The organism is Lutibacter flavus, assembly GCF_900188355.1.
GTDB lineage: Bacteria > Bacteroidota > Bacteroidia > Flavobacteriales > Flavobacteriaceae > Lutibacter > Lutibacter flavus.
The window spans coordinates 207,019-226,413 of sequence record NZ_FZNX01000002.1 but is presented as its reverse complement, the minus strand read 5'-3'; the positions used below and the strand labels follow the sequence as shown (position 1 = coordinate 226,413).

At 30.4% G+C, this 19,395-nt stretch carries 17 protein-coding genes; 11 read left to right on the top strand and 6 right to left on the bottom strand.

Annotation, left to right across the window (positions count from 1 at the left end):
• Positions 1–48 precede the first annotated feature (48 nt).
• Complete coding sequence (gene trxA, locus CHB63_RS07150; RefSeq protein ID WP_089377770.1) at positions 49–408, bottom strand: thioredoxin; 360 nt, start codon at positions 406–408, stop codon at positions 49–51.
• A 150-nt stretch (positions 409–558) separates the two neighbouring features.
• On the opposite strand from trxA, the gene CHB63_RS07145 reads away from it, so the two are divergent.
• Both CHB63_RS07145 and CHB63_RS07140 read left to right on the top strand, forming a co-directional pair.
• Complete coding sequence (locus CHB63_RS07145) at positions 559–924, top strand: DoxX family membrane protein (RefSeq protein WP_089377769.1); 366 nt, start codon at positions 559–561, stop codon at positions 922–924.
• Positions 925–1,010: 86 nt separating this feature from the next.
• Positions 1,011–3,155: a prolyl oligopeptidase family serine peptidase gene (locus tag CHB63_RS07140; protein ID WP_089377768.1), complete on the top strand. Its 2,145-nt coding sequence runs from the start codon at positions 1,011–1,013 to the stop codon at positions 3,153–3,155.
• A gap of 78 nt (positions 3,156–3,233) precedes the next feature.
• Here CHB63_RS07140 and CHB63_RS07135 read toward each other — a convergent pair whose 3' ends face one another.
• Complete coding sequence (locus CHB63_RS07135; RefSeq protein WP_089377767.1) at positions 3,234–3,689, bottom strand: 3-oxoacyl-ACP synthase; 456 nt, start codon at positions 3,687–3,689, stop codon at positions 3,234–3,236.
• Between the two features lie 51 nt (positions 3,690–3,740).
• On the opposite strand from CHB63_RS07135, the gene CHB63_RS07130 reads away from it, so the two are divergent.
• From CHB63_RS07130 to CHB63_RS07105, 6 genes are all read left to right on the top strand, one after another.
• On the top strand, positions 3,741–4,682 hold the full coding sequence (locus tag CHB63_RS07130; RefSeq protein WP_089377766.1) for a TIGR01212 family radical SAM protein: 942 nt from the start codon (positions 3,741–3,743) through the stop codon (positions 4,680–4,682).
• Between the two features lie 57 nt (positions 4,683–4,739).
• Positions 4,740–5,468 (top strand): sulfite exporter TauE/SafE family protein, encoded by a 729-nt coding sequence (locus CHB63_RS07125; RefSeq protein WP_245856845.1) that lies wholly within the window; start codon positions 4,740–4,742, stop codon positions 5,466–5,468.
• Positions 5,469–5,627: 159 nt separating this feature from the next.
• A complete protein-coding gene (locus tag CHB63_RS07120) occupies positions 5,628–6,761 on the top strand; it encodes a saccharopine dehydrogenase family protein (protein WP_089377765.1) in 1,134 nt (377 codons plus the stop codon).
• Positions 6,762–6,896: 135 nt separating this feature from the next.
• The gene (locus tag CHB63_RS07115) at positions 6,897–7,478 is read left to right on the top strand and encodes a TetR/AcrR family transcriptional regulator (protein ID WP_141107282.1); all 582 of its coding nucleotides are present in this window, start codon (positions 6,897–6,899) and stop codon (positions 7,476–7,478) included.
• A gap of 55 nt (positions 7,479–7,533) precedes the next feature.
• A complete protein-coding gene (locus CHB63_RS07110) occupies positions 7,534–8,664 on the top strand; it encodes an MBL fold metallo-hydrolase (RefSeq protein WP_089377764.1) in 1,131 nt (376 codons plus the stop codon).
• Between the two features lie 13 nt (positions 8,665–8,677).
• A complete protein-coding gene (locus CHB63_RS07105; RefSeq protein WP_089378121.1) occupies positions 8,678–8,884 on the top strand; it encodes a hypothetical protein in 207 nt (68 codons plus the stop codon).
• A 144-nt stretch (positions 8,885–9,028) separates the two neighbouring features.
• Here the strand turns inward: CHB63_RS07105 and dinB are convergent, their stop codons facing one another.
• Positions 9,029–10,123, bottom strand: a complete 1,095-nt coding sequence (dinB, locus tag CHB63_RS07100; RefSeq protein WP_262494205.1) for a DNA polymerase IV — start codon at positions 10,121–10,123, stop codon at positions 9,029–9,031.
• A gap of 79 nt (positions 10,124–10,202) precedes the next feature.
• On the opposite strand from dinB, the gene CHB63_RS07095 reads away from it, so the two are divergent.
• On the top strand, positions 10,203–11,507 hold the full coding sequence (locus CHB63_RS07095) for a M18 family aminopeptidase (protein WP_089377763.1): 1,305 nt from the start codon (positions 10,203–10,205) through the stop codon (positions 11,505–11,507).
• A 126-nt stretch (positions 11,508–11,633) separates the two neighbouring features.
• Here CHB63_RS07095 and gdhA (CHB63_RS07090) read toward each other — a convergent pair whose 3' ends face one another.
• From gdhA (CHB63_RS07090) to gdhA (CHB63_RS07080), 3 genes are all read right to left on the bottom strand, one after another.
• Positions 11,634–12,971 carry an NADP-specific glutamate dehydrogenase gene (gene gdhA, locus CHB63_RS07090; RefSeq protein WP_089377762.1) on the bottom strand — a complete coding sequence of 446 codons (1,338 nt, stop codon included), beginning with the start codon at positions 12,969–12,971 and terminating at the stop codon, positions 11,634–11,636.
• Positions 12,972–13,151: 180 nt separating this feature from the next.
• Positions 13,152–16,181 (bottom strand): PEP/pyruvate-binding domain-containing protein, encoded by a 3,030-nt coding sequence (locus CHB63_RS07085; protein WP_089377761.1) that lies wholly within the window; start codon positions 16,179–16,181, stop codon positions 13,152–13,154.
• A gap of 127 nt (positions 16,182–16,308) precedes the next feature.
• A complete protein-coding gene (gene gdhA / locus CHB63_RS07080) occupies positions 16,309–17,652 on the bottom strand; it encodes an NADP-specific glutamate dehydrogenase (protein WP_089377760.1) in 1,344 nt (447 codons plus the stop codon).
• A 263-nt stretch (positions 17,653–17,915) separates the two neighbouring features.
• Between gdhA (CHB63_RS07080) and pheS the strand changes: the two genes are divergently transcribed.
• Positions 17,916–18,935, top strand: a complete 1,020-nt coding sequence (gene pheS / locus CHB63_RS07075) for a phenylalanine--tRNA ligase subunit alpha (RefSeq protein ID WP_089377759.1) — start codon at positions 17,916–17,918, stop codon at positions 18,933–18,935.
• 46 nt (positions 18,936–18,981) lie between these two features.
• Entirely contained in the window at positions 18,982–19,383 is a 402-nt protein-coding gene (locus CHB63_RS07070; RefSeq protein ID WP_089377758.1) for a hypothetical protein, read from the top strand.
• Positions 19,384–19,395 lie beyond the last annotated feature (12 nt).

The window sequence follows — 19,395 nt, the reverse complement described above, 5'->3', positions numbered from 1 at the left end:
TAAAAAAAGCCGCACAAAGTGCGACTTTTTTTTGGGGTTTATTTGGGATTATTTTGATACTGATAAAACATCGTTCATAATTTGTTCTAACTGATGTTTTGGAAGTGCTCCCTGAGCCATTTGAGGCTCACCATCTTTAGGTACAAATAACATAGAAGGAATACTTCTAATACCAAAAGCGGCAGCTAACTCTTGTTCCGCTTCTGTATCTACTTTGTAAATATTAACCTTTCCATTATAATCATCGCTTAACTCTTCTAAAATTGGAGCCACCATTTTACAAGGTCCACACCAATCTGCATAAAAATCTATTATACACGGTATTTCACCTTCAAACTTCCACTCTTTATTTTTTTCGAAATTAAAAACCTTTTCTAAAAAAGTTTCTTTTGTTAATAATTCTGTCATTCTTTTTAATTTTTATATTTATAATATAGCAATTTCTATACCATACTATTTGACGACAAAGTGACGTAAAAACTTACATAAATTTAGTAACTAAAGTTACATCTATAATAAAATGCTTAAATTCACTAATAATACTAAACCCAATAAATTATGAATTCAAAATTACTTATGACATTAAGAATTGTTTTAGCAATTATTTTACTTGTATTTGGAAGTAACAAATTTTTCGGTTTTATTCCAATGGACGCTCCACCAGAAGGAAGTTTTATGGCTGCTTTAATTGCAACAGGTTATATGATGCCTTTAATTGCCTTATCAGAAATTATTCCAGGTGTTTTATTACTGATAAATAAGTGGAAAGGTTTAGCCTTAGTTTGGTTGGTGCCTATTTCAGTAAATATTGTGTTTTTTCATTTAGCTTTTGACATTTCAACAATTGCACCTGCAGCTTTAGTTGCAATTTTAAATGCGGTATTAATTTATGCCAATTGGAATAAATTTAAAACACTTTTTTAAACTCTTAAAAAAATACTAAATAAAAGGCTTATTCATCTGAATAAGCCTTTTTTAGTTAAATTTGTTAAATACAAAAAACAACTACAATGAAAAATATTCTATTAATAACTATGATTGCCGTTTTTATGTTTTCATGTAAAAATTCGGAATCCAAAAAAAACCTTTCAAAATTGACCTATCCAACAACAAAACAAGTTGATACTATTACAGATTATTTTGGAACAGAAGTTAAAGACCCATATCGTTGGTTAGAGAATGATATGAGTGATGAAACTGAAGCCTGGGTAAGTTCTCAAAATGAAGTTACTTTTAATTATTTAGCAACTATTCCTTATAGAGAAGAACTAAAAAATCGATTAGAAAAATTATGGAATTATGAAAAAATAGGATCCCCATTTAAAGAAGGAGATTACACTTATTTTTATAAAAACAACGGGTTACAAAATCAATATGTTTTATATAGATTTAAAAATGATGAAGAACCAGAAGTATTTTTAGATCCAAATACTTTTTCTGAAGATGGAACAACTTCATTAGGAGGGTTGTCTTTTTCAAAAGATGGAAGTTTGGTTTCTTATGCCATTTCAGAGGGAGGCTCTGACTGGCGAAAAATTATCATTATGGATGCTGTTTCAAAAGAGATTAAAGAAGACACCATTATTGATGTGAAATTTAGTGGAATGTCCTGGAAAGAAAATGAAGGGCTATATTATTCAAGTTACGAAAAGCCTAAAGGAAGTGAACTTTCAGCAAAAACGGATCAACACCGCTTATTTTACCACCAATTAGGAACAAAACAAGCAGATGATAAAATTCTTTTTGGTGACAAAGATAAAAGAAGATATGTTCGTGGATCAGTTACTGAAGATGGAAACTATTTATTGATTAGCGCTTCAGAATCTACCTCTGGAAATGAATTGTATTTCAAAGATTTATCAAACCCAAACAATCCAATAAAACCAATTATTCTAGGTTTTGAGTATGATACTTATGCGTTAGATCACAAAGATGGAAATTTATTACTGGTTACTAATTTAGATGCCCCTAACAAACGTATTGTTAAGGTAAGTGTTAACAATCCTGAATCAAAAAACTGGGTGGATGTAATTCCAGAAACTAAAAATGTTTTAACCCCTTCTAAAGCGAGTGGTTATATTTTTACAAAATATATGGTTGATGCCGTTTCACAAGTAAAACAATACGATTATAACGGGGAGTTAATTAGAGATATTGAATTACCAGGAGTTGGAACTGCCGGTGGGTTTGGTGGCAAAGTAGATGCTGAAACAATTTACTATTCATTTTCAAATTATATAACCCCAGGGTCTATTTATTCATTTAAGCCAAATAATGGTGAATCTGAATTATATAAAAAACCTACCATCGACTTTAATTCTGATAATTTTGAATCGCATCAAGTATTCTATACTTCAAAAGATGGTACAAAAGTTCCTATGATCATTTCCTATAAAAAAGGAACAGAATTAAATGGAAAAAATCCAACTATTTTATATGGTTATGGAGGGTTTAATATTAGTTTAACACCAGGCTTTAGTATTTCAAATGCAGTTTGGATGGAACAAGGTGGTATTTATGCTGTTCCTAATTTACGTGGTGGTGGTGAATATGGTAAAGTATGGCACAAAGCTGGAACTAAATTACAAAAGCAAAATGTTTTTGATGATTTTATTGCTGCTGCCGAATATTTAATTGAAAACAAATACACCTCATCAGACCATTTAGCAATTAGAGGAGGTTCTAATGGAGGTTTATTAGTTGGAGCAACAATGACACAAAGACCTGATTTAATAAAAGTAGCACTGCCTGCTGTTGGAGTTATGGATATGTTGCGTTATCATACATTTACAGCTGGAGCTGGTTGGGCATATGACTATGGAACTGCTGAAGATTCAAAAGAAATGTTTGACTATTTAAAAGGGTATTCACCTGTTCATAATATTAAAGAAGGTGTTGAATATCCGGCAACACTTGTTACAACTGGTGATCACGATGATAGAGTTGTACCTGCACATTCTTTTAAATTTGCTGCTGAATTACAAGCAAAACAAGCTGGCAACAATCCTGCATTAATTAGAATTGAAACCAATGCAGGTCATGGTGCTGGAACTCCTGTTTCAAAAACCATTGAACAATATGCCGATATTTTTGGATTTACTTTATACAATATGGGCTATAAAGAATTGCCAAGTAAAACGAAAATTAAAGGGTAATTGATAAAAATTTGTCAAACTGAGCCTGTTGAAGTTTTATTAAAAGTCTTCGACAAGCTCAGACAGACAAAGTCTCAACTAATAAACTTCTAAAATTTCAGCATTATTAAAAGGAATAATTTCACCTGTTTTTTTTCCCAATAACTGATTTCCAATTGGTGAGTTTGTAGAAACTACAAAATAATCTTTAGCGTCAACAATTGCTTTTCCAACACTAATTGCTAAAAAAAAAATTCCTTTGTCAGTTATAATTAGGCTTCCTAAGCAAACAACTTCACTTTCTTTTTCAATAGTTATTTTACTTAAAGCTTCCTGCATTTTATTAACTTCAGAAAGTTGCTGACCCGCTTTTTCCATTTCTAACTGAATCATAGCCCGGCCTGTTTCGTGTTTATCTCCTGCTGAACTTTTTGTTTCGGAAAATAAATCCTTTTTATTTGAAGCAATGCTTTTTGAAATGGTATTGTGTTTTTCTTCAACAAATTGAAAACACATTTTTAATAATTGCTGCTTTATTTTTAAATATTCTTTCATATAGATGGTTGTAAAAATAACAATTCATAATTTTGCAGCACAATTACTTTAATGAAAATTACTGGAAAACGATATTTAGATTATAGTTCATTCATCAAATTAAAATTTGGTGAGCGTGTACAAAAAATATCTTTAGATACTGGTTTTTCTTGTCCTAACAGAGATGGTTCAAAAGGGTATGGAGGTTGCACATACTGCAATAATAACACCTTTAATCCAGATTATTGTGAACCTCAAAAAAGCATAAAACAACAGTTAGAACAAGGAATTGAGTTCTTTTCAAAAAAAAAGAGCTACAATAAATACTTAGCTTATTTTCAGGCATATACAAATACGTATTCCGATTTTGAATCGCTTAAAAAACTGTATGAAGAAGCTTTAAGCGTTCCAAAAGTTGTTGGTTTGGTTATAGGAACTCGACCAGATTGTATTTCAAAAGAAATTATTGATTATTTAGATGAACTCTCTAAAACTTATTTTATTTCTTTAGAATTTGGAGTAGAAAGTACCAATGAACAAACATTACTTTCTGTAAATCGCTGTCATACTTTTGAAGAAACCAAAGCAACTTTTGAATTGTGTAAAAACAAAGGGTTTCATTTAGGAGCTCATATTATTTTAGGGCTTCCCGAAGAAAACGAACAAGATTTGTTGAACCATGCTATTGAAATTTCTAAACTGCCAATTAATACTTTAAAATTACATCATTTACAAATTGTAAAAAACTCTGTAATGGCAGTGCAATACAATAGAAATCCCAAGGGTTTCAACTTATTTTCTTCTGAAAATTATATCGATTTTATATCTGAATTTATTACGCAACTTCGCCCGGATATTATTATTGAACGATTTATTAGTGAGGCTCCACAAGAGTTGTTAATTGCACCTAAATGGGGTGGACTTAAAAACTTTGAAATTGTAGATAAAATTGACAAAAAACTTGTAGAAAAAGATACTTGGCAGGGGAAATATTATAAAACAGAACTTGTTTAAAATACCGTAACTTTATATTAATTTCAAAAATGCCCGTTTAATTCAAAAAAATAGGTTTTGGATCATTTAATATTATTTATACTATTAGCACTGCTTGCTGAAATACTTGGCACTATTGGAGGTTTTGGTTCTTCTTTATTTTTTATACCAATAGCCAGTTTCTTTTTAGACTTTCATTCTGTACTAGGTATCACTGCTATTTTTCATGTTTCAAGTAATATCACAAAAATTGCATTTTTCAGAAAAGGTTTCAATAAAAAATTAGTAATCTGGTTAGGAATACCAGCTGTTGTTTTTGTTATAATTGGAGCTTATTTAAGTAAATTAATTCAAATTGATATTTTAGAAACATTACTCGCAATTTTTCTAATAATAACAAGCTTAACATTTCTTATTTTTAAAAATATAACTGTTAAACCTACTATTAAAAATTCAATAACTGGAGGTGTTTTTTCTGGATTGGTTGCGGGTTTAATAGGCACTGGAGGTGCAATAAGGGGAATTACATTAGCTGCATTTAATTTAAATATTGAAACTTTTATTGCTACTTCCGCTATTATAGATCTCGGGATAGATGTTAGCCGAAGTATTGTGTATTACACTAACGGATTTGTACATAACCACTATTTATATTTAATTCCTTTCTTATTAGTTGCAAGTGTTGTTGGAACCTTTATTGGAAAAAAAATTCTTACTAAAATTTCTGAAGATAAATTTAAATCGATTGTATTAATCCTTATTTTTATAATAGGCCTTATTACACTTGGCAAAATAATTATAGGGTAGTTAATTAATATTTTGTAAGTTTAACTATGCTTTTTATCTACACAAAACACTTATCAGAAATGCCTTGGATTTTTATTCCAGGTTTAAAGTTTTTATAAAACTTTAATTTTTACAAAAACTATTCAATTAAATTTTTTTCAATCAAATTAAACAAACATTATGAGCAATATTATTGTATTAGGTGCTGGTATGGTAGGCAGCACAATGGCTATAGATATGGCTAAAAAACATTCGGTTACAATTACTGATTTTAGTGAAGAAGCTTTAAATAAAGCAGTAAAAAAATGTGATCAATTAATCCCAATTCAAGTAGATGTCACTAATAAAACTGAACTTCAAAAAACAATAAAATCATTTGACTTGGTAATTTGTGCTGTTCCTGGTTTTTTAGGTTTTGAAACTTTAAAATCAATAATTGAAGCAGAAAAAAATGTAATCGATATTTCTTTTTTTCCTGAAAACTCTTTAGAATTAAATCAATTGGCCAAAAACCATAATGTTACCGCTATAGTTGATTGTGGGGTTGCGCCGGGAATGGGAAATATTATTTTGGGATATTACAATGGAAAACTAGACCTTACAGATTTTGAATGTTTGGTTGGTGGTTTGCCAAAAATAAAAAAATGGCCTTTTAGCTATAAAGCTCCGTTTTCTCCTATTGATGTTATTGAAGAATATACTCGTCCGGCTCGTTATGTTGAAAATGGAAATATTATTGTAAAAGACGCTTTATCAGATTGTGAGTATGTAGATTTTGATGGGGTTGGAACCTTGGAATCTTTTAATTCTGATGGTTTGCGATCCATTATTTTTACAATGTCTCATATTAAAAATATGAAAGAAAAAACGTTACGTTATCCAGGGCATGTTGAGTATATTAAAGTATTGAAAGAAAGTGGTTTTTTTAATGAAGAAAAAATTACATTGAACGGCTCTGAAATTTCTCCTTTAGATTTTACTTCAAAAATATTATTTAATGAATGGAAACTAGGCGACACCGAAGAAGAGCTTACTGTAATGAGAATTTCGTTAAAGGGAACTAATAAAAAAGGTGAGCAAAAAACCATTGTTTACAATTTACATGATGAATATTGCGCCAAAACCAAAACCTCATCTATGGCAAGAACAACAGGATATACAGCAACTGCAGCAGCAAATCTGTTTTTAGATGGCTTATTTGAAGAAAAAGGTGTTTTCCCACCTGAATTAGTTGGTAAAAACGAAAATTGTTTTAACTATATTTTAAACTATTTAAAAGAGCGAAATGTAGTTTACAAATTAGAAGAGTTGTAATTTTTTATTATCGATTTTTGTCATACCTGCGAAGGCAGGTATGACAGCTTAATTAAGAATACTCAAATTAAAGTTAAACATTAATTAATTCTCACGATTTTTTGGTAGAATAAAAAAATATAGTACTTTTGTTGAGTGATTAGTCAATTAAAAATAGATAAACGAGAATTATTACTAGAAGCAGCAACCAAACTGTTTGTAGAAAGAGGTTTACATGCTACACCAACTTCAGCAATTTCAAAAGAAGCTGGAGTAAGTGCAGGAATTCTGTTCCATTATTTTAAAACCAAAGATGATTTAATTGATGAATTGTATGTTTCAATTAAAAAAGAGTACACCTCTTCTATATTAAATGATATAGATAGAATTAAATCAGACCTTGGGAAATTACGTTTAATATGGTCAAACTCTTGGAATTGGGCGATAGATAACAATTTAAAATTTAAGTTTTTATTACAAGTAGACAATACAAATTGTTCCGAAAGAGTAAAAAGTCATCCCGAAATTATTGCAAAATTTGAAAAATTTAAAAACTTCATTCAAGAATATGTTGATAAAGAACTTGTTAAAAATATTGATACTTATTTTTTAATGGGTTCAATGTTTGCTTTAATTACTTCAATGGTTACTTATTTAACACTATTTCCGAAAAAAAGAAACGACCAGGCTTTTATAGAACAAGCCTGGGAACAATTTTATAATTACTTAAAACCCTAAAAAAATTGACGTGTTATTTGAGTAAATAGTCAATTTAAATAATTATTCTATAAAAATGATTAAAAAAATAGTTAAAATACTTAAAAGAATTATGATTGGAATTCTATCAATTTTTGTGGTAATTACCTTAGTTGGTGTTGCCTTTGTAAATGTTAGTCCACAGTTTGGATCTGATGCTAAAGATGTAAGTTTAGAGCGTATCAGAAAATCTCCTAACTTTTTAAATGGAGCATTTAAAAACAGCGAAAAAACAATACAAAATACAGGTTTTAAATGGAGTACAATACCTAAGTTTTTTACTGATGGAAATAATAAAACTCCATCTGTAGAATTGCCAATGGAAAAACTTTCAAAAAGTTATTTTGAAAATGAACCTAAACAACCAAGAATTACATGGTTTGGGCATTCGGCAGCTTTTGTAGAAATGGAAGGAATGAACATTTTTATTGATCCAATGTTAGGAGATGTTCCTGCCCCTCATCCACTTTTAGGCTCAAAAAGATTTCAGAAGGAATTGCCAATTTCTATTGACTCTTTACCAAAAATTGATGTTGTTTTAATTTCTCACGATCATTACGACCATTTAGATTATGGTTCTGTAGTAAAACTAAAAGACAAAGTAGGCCAATTTTATGTTCCATTAGGAATTAAAGCACATTTAACTTCTTGGGGAATTGATACAACTAAAATTATAGAATTTGACTGGTGGGAAAGTATTAATTATAAAGGAATTGAATTTATTTCAACGCCTGCACGTCATTTTTCAGGAAGAGGAGTTACCAATAGAAACAGTACTTTGTGGTGCTCCTGGGTGCTAAAATCTGAAAATTCAAGTATATTTTTTAGTGGTGATAGTGGATATGGAAAACATTTTAAAGAAATTGGAGATAAATATGGCCCATTTGATTTTGCCATGATGGAATGCGGACAATATAATGAGCAATGGTCTCAAATACATATGACTCCAGAAGAGACAATTATAGCAAGTATTGAAGTTCAAAGTAAACTTACAATGCCTATTCACTGGGGGTCTTTTAAACTAGCTCTACATAGTTGGGACGACCCAATTTTAAGAGCCTCGGTCAAAGCAAAAGAGTTAAATATAAAATTTTCAACACCTAAAGTTGGGGAATCAATTGTATTAAATCAAGAAAATTTTCCAAATGAATCCTGGTGGCTTAATTAAAAATAATAAGATTATGGTTTTAGTATTTAAAACAAATGTTTTTCGTCAATTAGAAATACATGTAAGAGCCGTATTATCAACTTTTAGCAACATTTCAAGAATTGATTTTGACTTTGAGGATTGTGATAAAATTTTAAGGGTTGAAACCTCTAATGATATAACTTCAGAAATAGAATTGTTATTAAATTCAAAAGGGTTTTATTGTAAAGAATTGGAGTAGTTCAACTAGATTTATTTCAGAAATATGTTGGATTCAGTGATTTTAAAGGGTCTAAAATTCGTCATACTGAACTTGTTTCAGCATCTCATTTTGTCTAATCGATTATTATGAAAACCTGAACAGAATTCAGGTTGACGTTTATCATTAAAACTCAAATTTCAATTGTACGTTTATTGGTTTTTCTGGTTTCTTTTTCGAATTTATATTTAAATTAGTAACAGAAATACCTAATAAACGAACAGAATTCATAACTTTTTCCTGAAACAATAATTCTTTTACTGTTTCTAAAAGTATTGCATTTTCCTTCACAAAAAAAGGCAATGTTTTACTACGGGTTTGAGTGGTAAAATCACTATATTTTATTTTTAAGGTAATTGTTTTACCGGATACTTTCGATTTAACTAATCTTTTTTCTAATTCCTTTGAAATTTTTTCTAATTTTTCGAGCATAAATATTTCAGAAGTCAAATTAGTTATAAAAGTATGTTCCGCGGCAACCGATTTTCGTTCTCTATTTGGTTTTACCTGACTATAAAAATTACCCCGAACAATATTATAATAATGGGCTCCTGAGCTTTTAAAATTCTGAGTTAAAAATTCCTCACTTTTCAACTTCAAATCCATTCCTGTAAAAATTCCAAGATTATACATTTTAGCAGCAGTAACGTTTCCAATACCAAAGAATTTTTTAATAGGCAACTCTTCTAAAAACTCAATAACATCTTCTGGCGGAATTGTTTTTTGTCCGTTTGGTTTATTTATATCAGACGCTATTTTCGCAACAAATTTACTGTTAGATATTCCTGCAGAAGCATTTAAATTTAATTCATTAAAAATTCGCTGTCTAATTTCTTTGGCAATTAAACTCGCTGAAGGGTTTCCTTTTTTGTTTACAGTAACATCCAAATAAGCTTCGTCTAAAGATAATGGTTCAACCAAGTGGGTATATTCATGAAATATCGATCTAATTTTTTGTGAAATCTCTTTGTATCGCTCAAATCTTGGAGGTACAAAAATAATATGCGGACATTTTTTTCTTGCAATTGCACCACTCATAGCCGAACGCACTCCAAATTTACGAGCTTCATAACTTGCTGCTGACACAACTCCGCGTTCTCCCCCTCCACCAACAACAACTGGTTTTCCCCTTAAATCCGGATCATCCAATTGCTCTACAGATGCATAAAATGCATCCATATCAATATGAATTATTTTGCGGTATTGATTGTCTATTTCCACATTATAAAACTACAAAACTTTACGATCTATTTTAAACTCAATTCTTAGTATATTCGTGTATTAATTAGAACATTCAATTATGAACAAAACACAGAGACATGCTCAAAATTTAATAGATTTTATTTATGAGAGTCCAAGCCCATATCATGTAATTTCAAATACGAAAATAGAACTCTTAAATAATGGTTTTTCAGAGCTTAAACTTATTGATAAATGGAAAATTAAAAAAAGTGGAAAATATTTTGTAAGTCAAAATAACACATCACTTTTTGCATTTATAGTTGGTAATGGCGAAATTGAAGAATCTGGCTATAAAATTGTTGCAGCGCACTCTGATTCTCCTTCATTTAAAATTAAACCTTCACCCGAAATTTCAGTAGCCGACAAGTACATAAAATTTAATACAGAAACTTATGGTGGTCCAATTTTAAGTTCTTGGTTAGACAGACCTTTATCTTTGGCTGGAAGAGTAAGTGTAAAAGGAAAAAACCTACTGAACCCATTAACCTATTTAGTAAATATTAAAGAACCAATTCTTGTAATTCCAAATTTACCTATTCACTTTAACAGAACAGTAAACGAAGGTATTGCGCTCAATAAGCAAGTTGATATGTTGCCTGTAACTGCACTAATAAATAAAGAATTGAACACCGATTTATTATTAACTCGTACTATTTCTAAAGAAATAAATGTCCCAGTAGAGGATATTTTAGAGGTAGATTTAAATTTATATGATTTTTCAAAAGGAAGTATTATAGGGTTGAATAAAGAGTTTATTTCATCAGGTAAATTAGATGATTTGGCAATGGTTCATGCAGGATTAACTGCAATATTAGATGCGCCTGTTTGCAAGTCAACAAATGTGCTGGCAATTTTTGATAATGAAGAAGTTGGAAGTCGTTCAAAACAAGGTGCTGGTTCTCCAATTCTAAAAAATATTTTAAAACGTATTACACTAGTTCAGAATAAAAATGAAGAAGATTTTCAACGAGCTGTTTATAATTCTTTTATGGTAAGTGCTGATATGGCGCACGCTTTACACCCAAACCATCCAGATAAACACGACCCGGTTAATAGGCCAGTAATTAATGGTGGTCCTGTAATTAAAATTGAAGGAAATCAAAAATATACAACTGATAGTGATTCAAGCGCTGTTTTTGAAATGATTTGCAAGGAAGCTAAAATTCCTTATCAGAAGTTTGTAAATCGTTCAGATATGTTAGGTGGTGGTACTTTGGGAAATGTTTCTGCTAGTCAGTTAGAAATTCGTTCAGTGGATATAGGAAGTCCAATGTGGGCAATGCATTCCATTAGAGAAACCAGTGGAGTTGATGATCATACTCATATTACAAAAGCTTTTAGTAGTTTTTATAAGATAAATTAATTCTCAAGCAAACTACAATGCTAATTCGTGGGTTAACCAAGAATAAGAATAACCCCTAAATTGCATATACAACAAACAAAAAGGGTTGCTAATAAGCAACCCTTTTAAATATAAAAATAATTGTTTTTATACAATTCCTAAGTCTAACATCGAATCTGCAACTTTAATAAAACCAGCAATATTAGCACCTTTTACGTAGTTTATATAACCATCTTCTTGTGTACCGTATTTTAAACAAGCTGTATGAATAGAATGCATTATTTGGTGTAATTTAGCATCAACCTCATCTTTAGTCCAGTTTAATTTCATTGCGTTTTGAGACATTTCTAAACCAGAAACAGCAACACCACCCGCATTTACAGCTTTACCTGGTGCATACAAAATTTTGGCATTATGAAACACATCAACAGCTTCAGGTGTACAACCCATATTTGAAACCTCTGCAACATACTTAACACCATTCGCAACTAATTTTTCAGCATCTTCTCCATTCAATTCATTTTGAGTGGCGCAAGGCATTGCAATATCACAAGCAACTCCCCAAGGTTTTTCACCTGGATAAAATTTCGCTTCTGGGAATTCCTCTACATAAGGTGAAACAATATCATTGTTTGAAGCTCTTAATGCTAATAAGTAATCAATTTTATCTTCATCTAATCCTTTTTCATCATAAACATATCCGTCAGGACCTGAAATTGTAACAATTTTACCACCTAATTCGGTAATTTTTAAAGCACAACCCCAAGTAACATTTCCAAAACCAGAAAGTGACACAATTTTACCTTCAAAAGTATCATTTTTAGTTTCTAACATTTCTTTTGTGAAGTACACTCCGCCAAATCCTGTAGCCTCTGGTCTAATTAAACTTCCTCCCCAATTTAAACCTTTACCTGTAAATACTCCTGAATTTTCATGTTGTAGTTTTTTGTACATTCCATACATAAATCCAATTTCTCTACCACCAGTTCCAATATCACCAGCAGGTACATCAGTGCTAGGACCAATAACTCGCCATAACTCTAACATAAAACCTTGACAAAAACGCATAATTTCAGCATCAGATTTTCCTTTTGGATTAAAATCTGAACCTCCTTTACCACCACCCATTGGCAACGTAGTTAAGGCGTTCTTGAAAATTTGTTCAAAACCTAAAAATTTAAGGATACTTAAATTTACACTAGGGTGTAAACGAATACCTCCTTTGTACGGACCAATCGCATTGTTAAATTGCACTCTATGTCCTAAATTAACCTGAACATTGCCAGCGTCATCCATCCAAGAAATTCTAAAGGTTAAGATGCGATCTGGTTCTACCAAACGCTCAATAATTTTTGCAGCTTCATACTGCGGATTTTCATTATAAATAGTCTCAATTGACTCTAAAACTTCATGAACTGCCTGTAAGTATTCTTTTTCTCCAGGGTGTTTAGTTTCTAAATTGGTAAGTATATCTTTTACATTCATATTAGTATAGTTTTTAGGTGATTAAAAAATAAAATCGGATACAAAATTAGTGATATTAAATTCAATTATTCATAAAAATGATACAGTATTTTTTTGCTTTTTCTATTTTATTATTGATATTTTGTCAATATGGAATAATTGTTACAATTAAACGGTTTCAAATTCTTTTAAAACTAACAATTACATAAATCCATCCGGTGGTAATTCTTCAATAGAATCCACATTTTTTATAGTCTCTTCAATTAAAAACCCTTCTTTAAAAATTGCAGCTTTATTATTTTTTCCTTCAATTATAACCTTTAGAGGTTCTTTAAAACAAATATGACGTAAGTAGGTATCCTCATAAACCGCCTCTTGCTTATTTAAATAATCAACATCAAAAAAACCATCATTTATAAATGGGTTTATTGTTAAATAACCAACTTTAAACGATGTTAAATTTTGAAAAAAATGAGTTCCCTGACTTGGGTCTATTCTAAAATCATTCAGCCCTGATTCTACGATAATTTTGGCTGCTGAAATTTGTGGCCAAATTACAGGAATTCCTAACCAAGGATCGCTGGATCCCCATCTTCCCGGACCTACTAAAATATAATTTCGGTCTAGTGCTGAAAATTTTTTATTTATTTGTTCAACTGCATTTGCAATTTCTCGTGTATTTGCTGAATTAAAAGTTTCAGGTTTTACATATACTACATCTTGAATGTGTTCATATTTTCCATTTCCTAAAGCAGATTCCGAATAGATAATTGTATCTGAAACATTAAAGTTTTCGGGTAATTTGCTCATTGTTTCATTACTTTCAACAATAGGTCTAATTTGTAAAAAACTAAACTCTTTTGGCTCGCCCATTTTAACGTCTAAATTAACCGCAAATTCTATTTCAATTGGGTTTCTCATTTCTCGCTGACCAATTCGCAATAAATCTTGCAAAATTTCCGGTAATGGAAAAGTGTTATATTTTAAAATATTATCAAATGTAATTACTCTAATCCCATCATGCATTACACCAGGTCTAATTACATTATTTTGTAAATCGTATGTGGAGGCAACAAATTTTAAAGAACCATGTTTATCTGCCTTTCTAATAGTTATTTTCTTTTTATTAATGGATTCGCTAAGGGATGCTTTATAACTATCCGGATCCATATCTAGTCCATAAAAATATTGCTGGGTATCCCTTTGAGTTGAGCCAGGTGATGATAATTGAAGTACTTTTTTAGGGTGATATGGAGAAAAGCGCAAAGTTTTTCCACCACCAACAATAATTTCTCCTAAACCAATGGCAATATTGGCAATTCCTTCATTTGGTTTTTCATTTCCTATTGGATAAAAATTAATAGAGCGCGCTACTCCAGAAATATTCGGGTAATACACATCATCATATTGTTTCCCTATAACTTCTTGAAGAATTACTGCCATTTTTCCTTCCTCTATAGTATGTGAAGTGGCTTTCAAATACACTTTACTACTGCTAAAAAATGAAGATGCAATCACTGATTTTACAGCATTACAAACCATTTCTAACATTTTATCTAATTTGGTATTTGGCAACATGTATGTTGCAAAAATTCCAGCAAAAGGCTGGTAATGAGAATCTTCTAAAACACTTGAAGATCTAACGGCGATAGGAGTTTTTGTTACTTTTAAAAAAGCCTCAATATCTTCTATAGCCCATTTTGGTAATGGTTTTGAAATAAATTTATTTAAAATTTCTTCGTCATTATTACAATTACCAACAAATCGTATTAATTTATGAGTTTCAATAAATTCATCAAAAACTTCAGTACTTAAAACCACCGTTCTTGGAATAGAAATTTTAACATCCTTAAATTGTTGTCTTAATTTATGGCGTTTTAAAAATGAGTCAATAAAGGCCAATCCTCTTCCTTTTCCGCCTAAAGAACCATCGCCTATTCTTGAAAAACCTAAAAATTCATCGAATTTATTTTTATTGAATTTTGAGATAATTCCACGCGCACGGAATCCTCTATAAGCCTTAATAGCGTTAATTAAATAAGTTCTTGCTTGTTCAGAATCATCAAAATCATCATATTCAACTTCACTAAATAAATCTGCTAAAGGGAACAAAACTCTAGATTTTAACCATTTTGAATACTCACTTCTTTTTGCGTGATATGCAATACATTCGGGTGTAACTTTATCAAGTGCTTTTTGAAAAGTTGTTAAGTCTTTTGCAACTGCCAATACTTTCATTTGAACCGGATCCCAAAACTCGAAATCACCAAATGAAAAATATTGATTGATGTAGTTTTTTATCTCTTCTTCTAAAGTTTCGGTGTGTTTATATAAAAATTTTCCCTTTAATTCTAAAGCAAACTTTTCATTACTACTATCAGAAGATTGTATTAAAAAAGGGAAATACCGTTTAAAGCTTCGAACATATTCCAAAAAATGAAACCCTGCTTTTGAATCTCGTTTTCCTTCTCTAAAATATGAAACATCCGATATTACTCCCAGAAGGTTATTTTTATATTGTTTAAAAAAATGCAAACCTTCTTCATAATTAGTAGCTAATAAAATTTTTGGTCTACCTCTCATTAACATCATTGTACGGTGAGCATTCAGTCCTTCAGACATAAAAGAACCTGTTTGCTTCAGTAAAATTTTGTAAAAAATTGGTAAATATTTTGAGTAAAACTTTAAAGAATCTTCAACTAATAAAATAGCTTTTACACCAATTTCATTGATGTCTTTTTCAGCATTCATTCTATCTTCAGTTAATTTTATGATAGCTAAAATAATATCTGCATTTCCATTCCAATGAAAAACATAATCGATAATTCCTGAGCTTTCGCTACTTATTTTTTCTCTTAATTGTGTTGAATAATGACTTATAGCCGCAATTGGCACATTAGGAAATGCTGCCTTTATTTTTTTTGATGTTTCTACCGTTTTAAAATTTCCAATATCAAGCCAGGTAATCACTAAATCAATTTTAGTAGTTTCCATTGCAATAATTGCTCTCTTTGCAGAGTTTGCATGTTCAAAACTAGGAGGGTAACGTAAGTTTAAAGCTGTGTATTCATTAAAAATACGCTCATCAATTCTACCATCTTCCTCTAACATATAATAATCATAGTTAGAACAAACAATAAGAATTTTATAGATTCTGTTTTGCATTAATTGATCAAATGCAACATCTTCAAACTCGTAAGTTCTTAAATCTGGTAATTGTTTTTTTGTCATTTTATTCCTTCATCTTACTCTTAAAGATATAAATTTAGTTTAATTATTTAGATATTTTGTTCCATATAAAAAAGGGTTGCAAATTGCAACCCTTTTTCAAGTGTAAATATTAAAGTGTAAATTAAAATTAAACTACTCCTTGTGCTAACATAGCATCTGCTACTTTAACAAAACCAGCAATATTAGCTCCAGTTACATAATCAATATATCCATCATCTTTTTTACCAAATTTGATACAAGAGTCATGAATATCTTTCATTATTTTTTTAAGTCTGTCATCAACTTCTTCACGAGACCAATTGATACGTAATGAGTTTTGACTCATTTCCAATCCTGAAGTTGCAACACCTCCAGCATTTGATGCTTTTCCTGGTGCGTATAATATTTTTGCTGATTGAAAAGCTATAATTGCTTCTGGTTTTGAAGGCATATTTGCACCTTCACTAATAACAAAACAACCATTTTTTAAAAGTGTTTTTGCATCATCTCCATTTACTTCATTTTGTGTTGCACAAGGCATAGCAACTTCGCATTTAACACTCCAAGGAGTTTCCCCTTTTACAAATTTTGCTTTAGGATATTTTACAATATACTCACTTATTCTTCCACGTTTTACATTTTTAAGATCCATTACAAATGCTAATTTTTTCTCATCGATTCCTTCCTCGTCATAAATATAACCTGAAGAATCTGATAAAGTAACAACCTTAGCTCCTAATTGAGTTGCTTTTTCACAAGCATATTGAGCTACGTTTCCAGAACCTGAAACCGTAACCGTTTTTCCTTTTAATGAATCACCTCTGGTTTCTAACATACTTTGCGCAAAATACACCGTACCATAACCAGTAGCTTCAGGACGAATTAAAGAACCTCCCCAAGACATTCCTTTACCTGTTAATACACCCGTAAACTCATTTCTCATTTTTTTATACATACCAAATAAGAAACCAATTTCTCTGGCTCCTACACCAATATCTCCAGCAGGCACATCTGTATTAGCACCAATATGACGACATAATTCAGCCATAAAACTATGACAAAAACGCATTATTTCATCATCTGATTTTCCTTTTGGATCAAAATCTGAACCTCCTTTACCTCCACCCATTGGCAAAGTAGTAAGTGCATTTTTAAATACTTGTTCAAAAGCTAAAAATTTAAGAATACTTAAATTAACCGTTGGATGAAAACGTAAACCTCCTTTATATGGGCCAATAGCGGAATTCATTTGAATTCTAAAACCTCTATTTACAATAATTTCACCTGTATCATCAATCCAAGGAACACGAAACATCAAAACTCTTTCTGGTTCAACCATTCTTAACAAAATGTTTTTACCACTATAAATTTCCTGACTTGCAATATAAGGAATAACTGTCTCAGCTACCTCTTCCACTGCTTGTAAAAATTCTGGTTCATGTTGGTTACGGACTTTCACCAAATCCATAAACTCTTTTATTTTTGATTCCATAATTTATGATGTGTTATTTTATATTTTATATAATATTCAATACAAATATACTTAATTTTTAACATATTATGTAAATTCAAATAAAATTTTAATGTGAAATTTACATTAAACTAAAACGTTTTCGTATGGCCTAGATAAATCAATATATTAGAGCACTTATTAACATTGAATTTACTTAATTTTTTTCATAATTATGATTCAATTCAAATTTGCTACAAACAAAATAAAATTATGTAAATTTGCACACTAATTTTATTTTAAAAATGTTAGATAAAGTAAAAGAATTGATTGGTGAAGTTGCTGCTTTTAATGCAAAAACGAAAGAAGATATTGAAACTTTTAGAATTAAATTTTTAAGCAAAAAAGGATTGCTTAATGATTTATTTACTGAATTTAAAAATGTAGCACCAGCGGAAAGAAAGGAATTTGGTCAAGCCTTAAATACCTTAAAAAATGCTGCACAGGATAAGGTTAACTTATTTAAAGATGCACTTGAAAATACAACTGAGCAAAAAGGTAGTTATGGAGACTTAACGCGCCCTTCTGAACCTATTGAATTAGGTTCTCGTCACCCAATTTCAATTGTAAGAAATAAAATTATTGATGTATTTTCCAGAATTGGATTTACAGTTTCTGAAGGTCCTGAAATTGAAGATGACTGGCACAACTTTACAGCGTTAAATTTACCAGCATATCACCCAGCACGTGATATGCAGGATACCTTTTTTATAGAAACTAATCCAGATATTTTATTACGTACCCATACATCATCTGTACAAGTACGTTATATGGAAAATCACAAGCCACCTATTAGAACAATTTCTCCTGGTCGTGTATTTAGAAATGAAGATATTTCGGCACGTTCTCATTGTATTTTTCACCAGGTAGAAGGTTTATATATTGATACAGATGTTTCTTTTGCAGATTTAAAACAGACATTATTATACTTTACCAAGGAAATGTTTGGAAAATCTAAGATACGCTTACGTCCTTCTTATTTTCCATTTACTGAACCAAGTGCAGAAGTTGATATTTATTGGGGATTGGAAACTGAAACCGATTATAAAATCACCAAAGGAACTGGTTGGTTAGAAATTATGGGTTGTGGAATGGTAGACCCAAATGTTCTTAAAAACGCTAGTATAGATCCAGACGTCTATACTGGTTATGCATTTGGAATGGGAATTGAACGCATTGCAATGTTATTATATCAAATACCAGATATTAGAATGTTTTATGAAAACGATGTTCGTTTTTTAGAGCAATTTAAATCTGTTATATAAATTATAAATTCCGCTCTCAAGCGGAATTTTTTTTAATATTATTTTTATGAAAAAAGATATTCAATTACCTGAGGTTACTAACGTATTTATGGCTATTGTTAAAGAATATAATGATACCTTTAAATGTGAAGATTGGAACGCATATATTATTAATAACAAAGAGGTTGAATTAGAAATGGTGTTAATTGTCTCAAAAGGTTATGATGAAGATAAATTAATTGAAACCGCAGTTTTAAGACATAAAATTGAAAAACTCCCTGCACAATCTTTTGCTAAAGTTGAATTATTACAAGAAGATGTTTTAAAACTTACAAACTTTTTTAATGTTACTTTTTTTGAAGGAAGTACAATGTTTGATAAAAAATTCGTATTCGAAAAAGGCACAATTAAAGAAGGAAATTTAAGAATGGTACCTACGTTAAATAAACGTGGTATATTGTCAAAATAATTTTTACATTTA

What these genes read in the sequence shown, in the direction of transcription:
- trxA (WP_089377770.1), bottom strand. Translation starts at nt 408, where the DNA reads ATGACAGAATTATTAACAAAAGAAACTTTTTTAGAAAAGGTTTTTAAT.
- CHB63_RS07145 (WP_089377769.1), top strand. Translation starts at nt 559, where the DNA reads ATGAATTCAAAATTACTTATGACATTAAGAATTGTTTTAGCAATTATT.
- CHB63_RS07140 (WP_089377768.1), top strand. Translation starts at nt 1,011, where the DNA reads ATGAAAAATATTCTATTAATAACTATGATTGCCGTTTTTATGTTTTCA.
- CHB63_RS07135 (WP_089377767.1), bottom strand. Translation starts at nt 3,689, where the DNA reads ATGAAAGAATATTTAAAAATAAAGCAGCAATTATTAAAAATGTGTTTT.
- CHB63_RS07130 (WP_089377766.1), top strand. Translation starts at nt 3,741, where the DNA reads ATGAAAATTACTGGAAAACGATATTTAGATTATAGTTCATTCATCAAA.
- CHB63_RS07120 (WP_089377765.1), top strand. Translation starts at nt 5,628, where the DNA reads ATGAGCAATATTATTGTATTAGGTGCTGGTATGGTAGGCAGCACAATG.
- CHB63_RS07110 (WP_089377764.1), top strand. Translation starts at nt 7,534, where the DNA reads ATGATTAAAAAAATAGTTAAAATACTTAAAAGAATTATGATTGGAATT.
- CHB63_RS07105 (WP_089378121.1), top strand. Translation starts at nt 8,678, where the DNA reads ATGGTTTTAGTATTTAAAACAAATGTTTTTCGTCAATTAGAAATACAT.
- CHB63_RS07095 (WP_089377763.1), top strand. Translation starts at nt 10,203, where the DNA reads ATGAACAAAACACAGAGACATGCTCAAAATTTAATAGATTTTATTTAT.
- gdhA (WP_089377762.1), bottom strand. Translation starts at nt 12,971, where the DNA reads ATGAATGTAAAAGATATACTTACCAATTTAGAAACTAAACACCCTGGA.
- CHB63_RS07085 (WP_089377761.1), bottom strand. Translation starts at nt 16,181, where the DNA reads ATGACAAAAAAACAATTACCAGATTTAAGAACTTACGAGTTTGAAGAT.
- gdhA (WP_089377760.1), bottom strand. Translation starts at nt 17,652, where the DNA reads ATGGAATCAAAAATAAAAGAGTTTATGGATTTGGTGAAAGTCCGTAAC.
- pheS (WP_089377759.1), top strand. Translation starts at nt 17,916, where the DNA reads ATGTTAGATAAAGTAAAAGAATTGATTGGTGAAGTTGCTGCTTTTAAT.
- CHB63_RS07070 (WP_089377758.1), top strand. Translation starts at nt 18,982, where the DNA reads ATGAAAAAAGATATTCAATTACCTGAGGTTACTAACGTATTTATGGCT.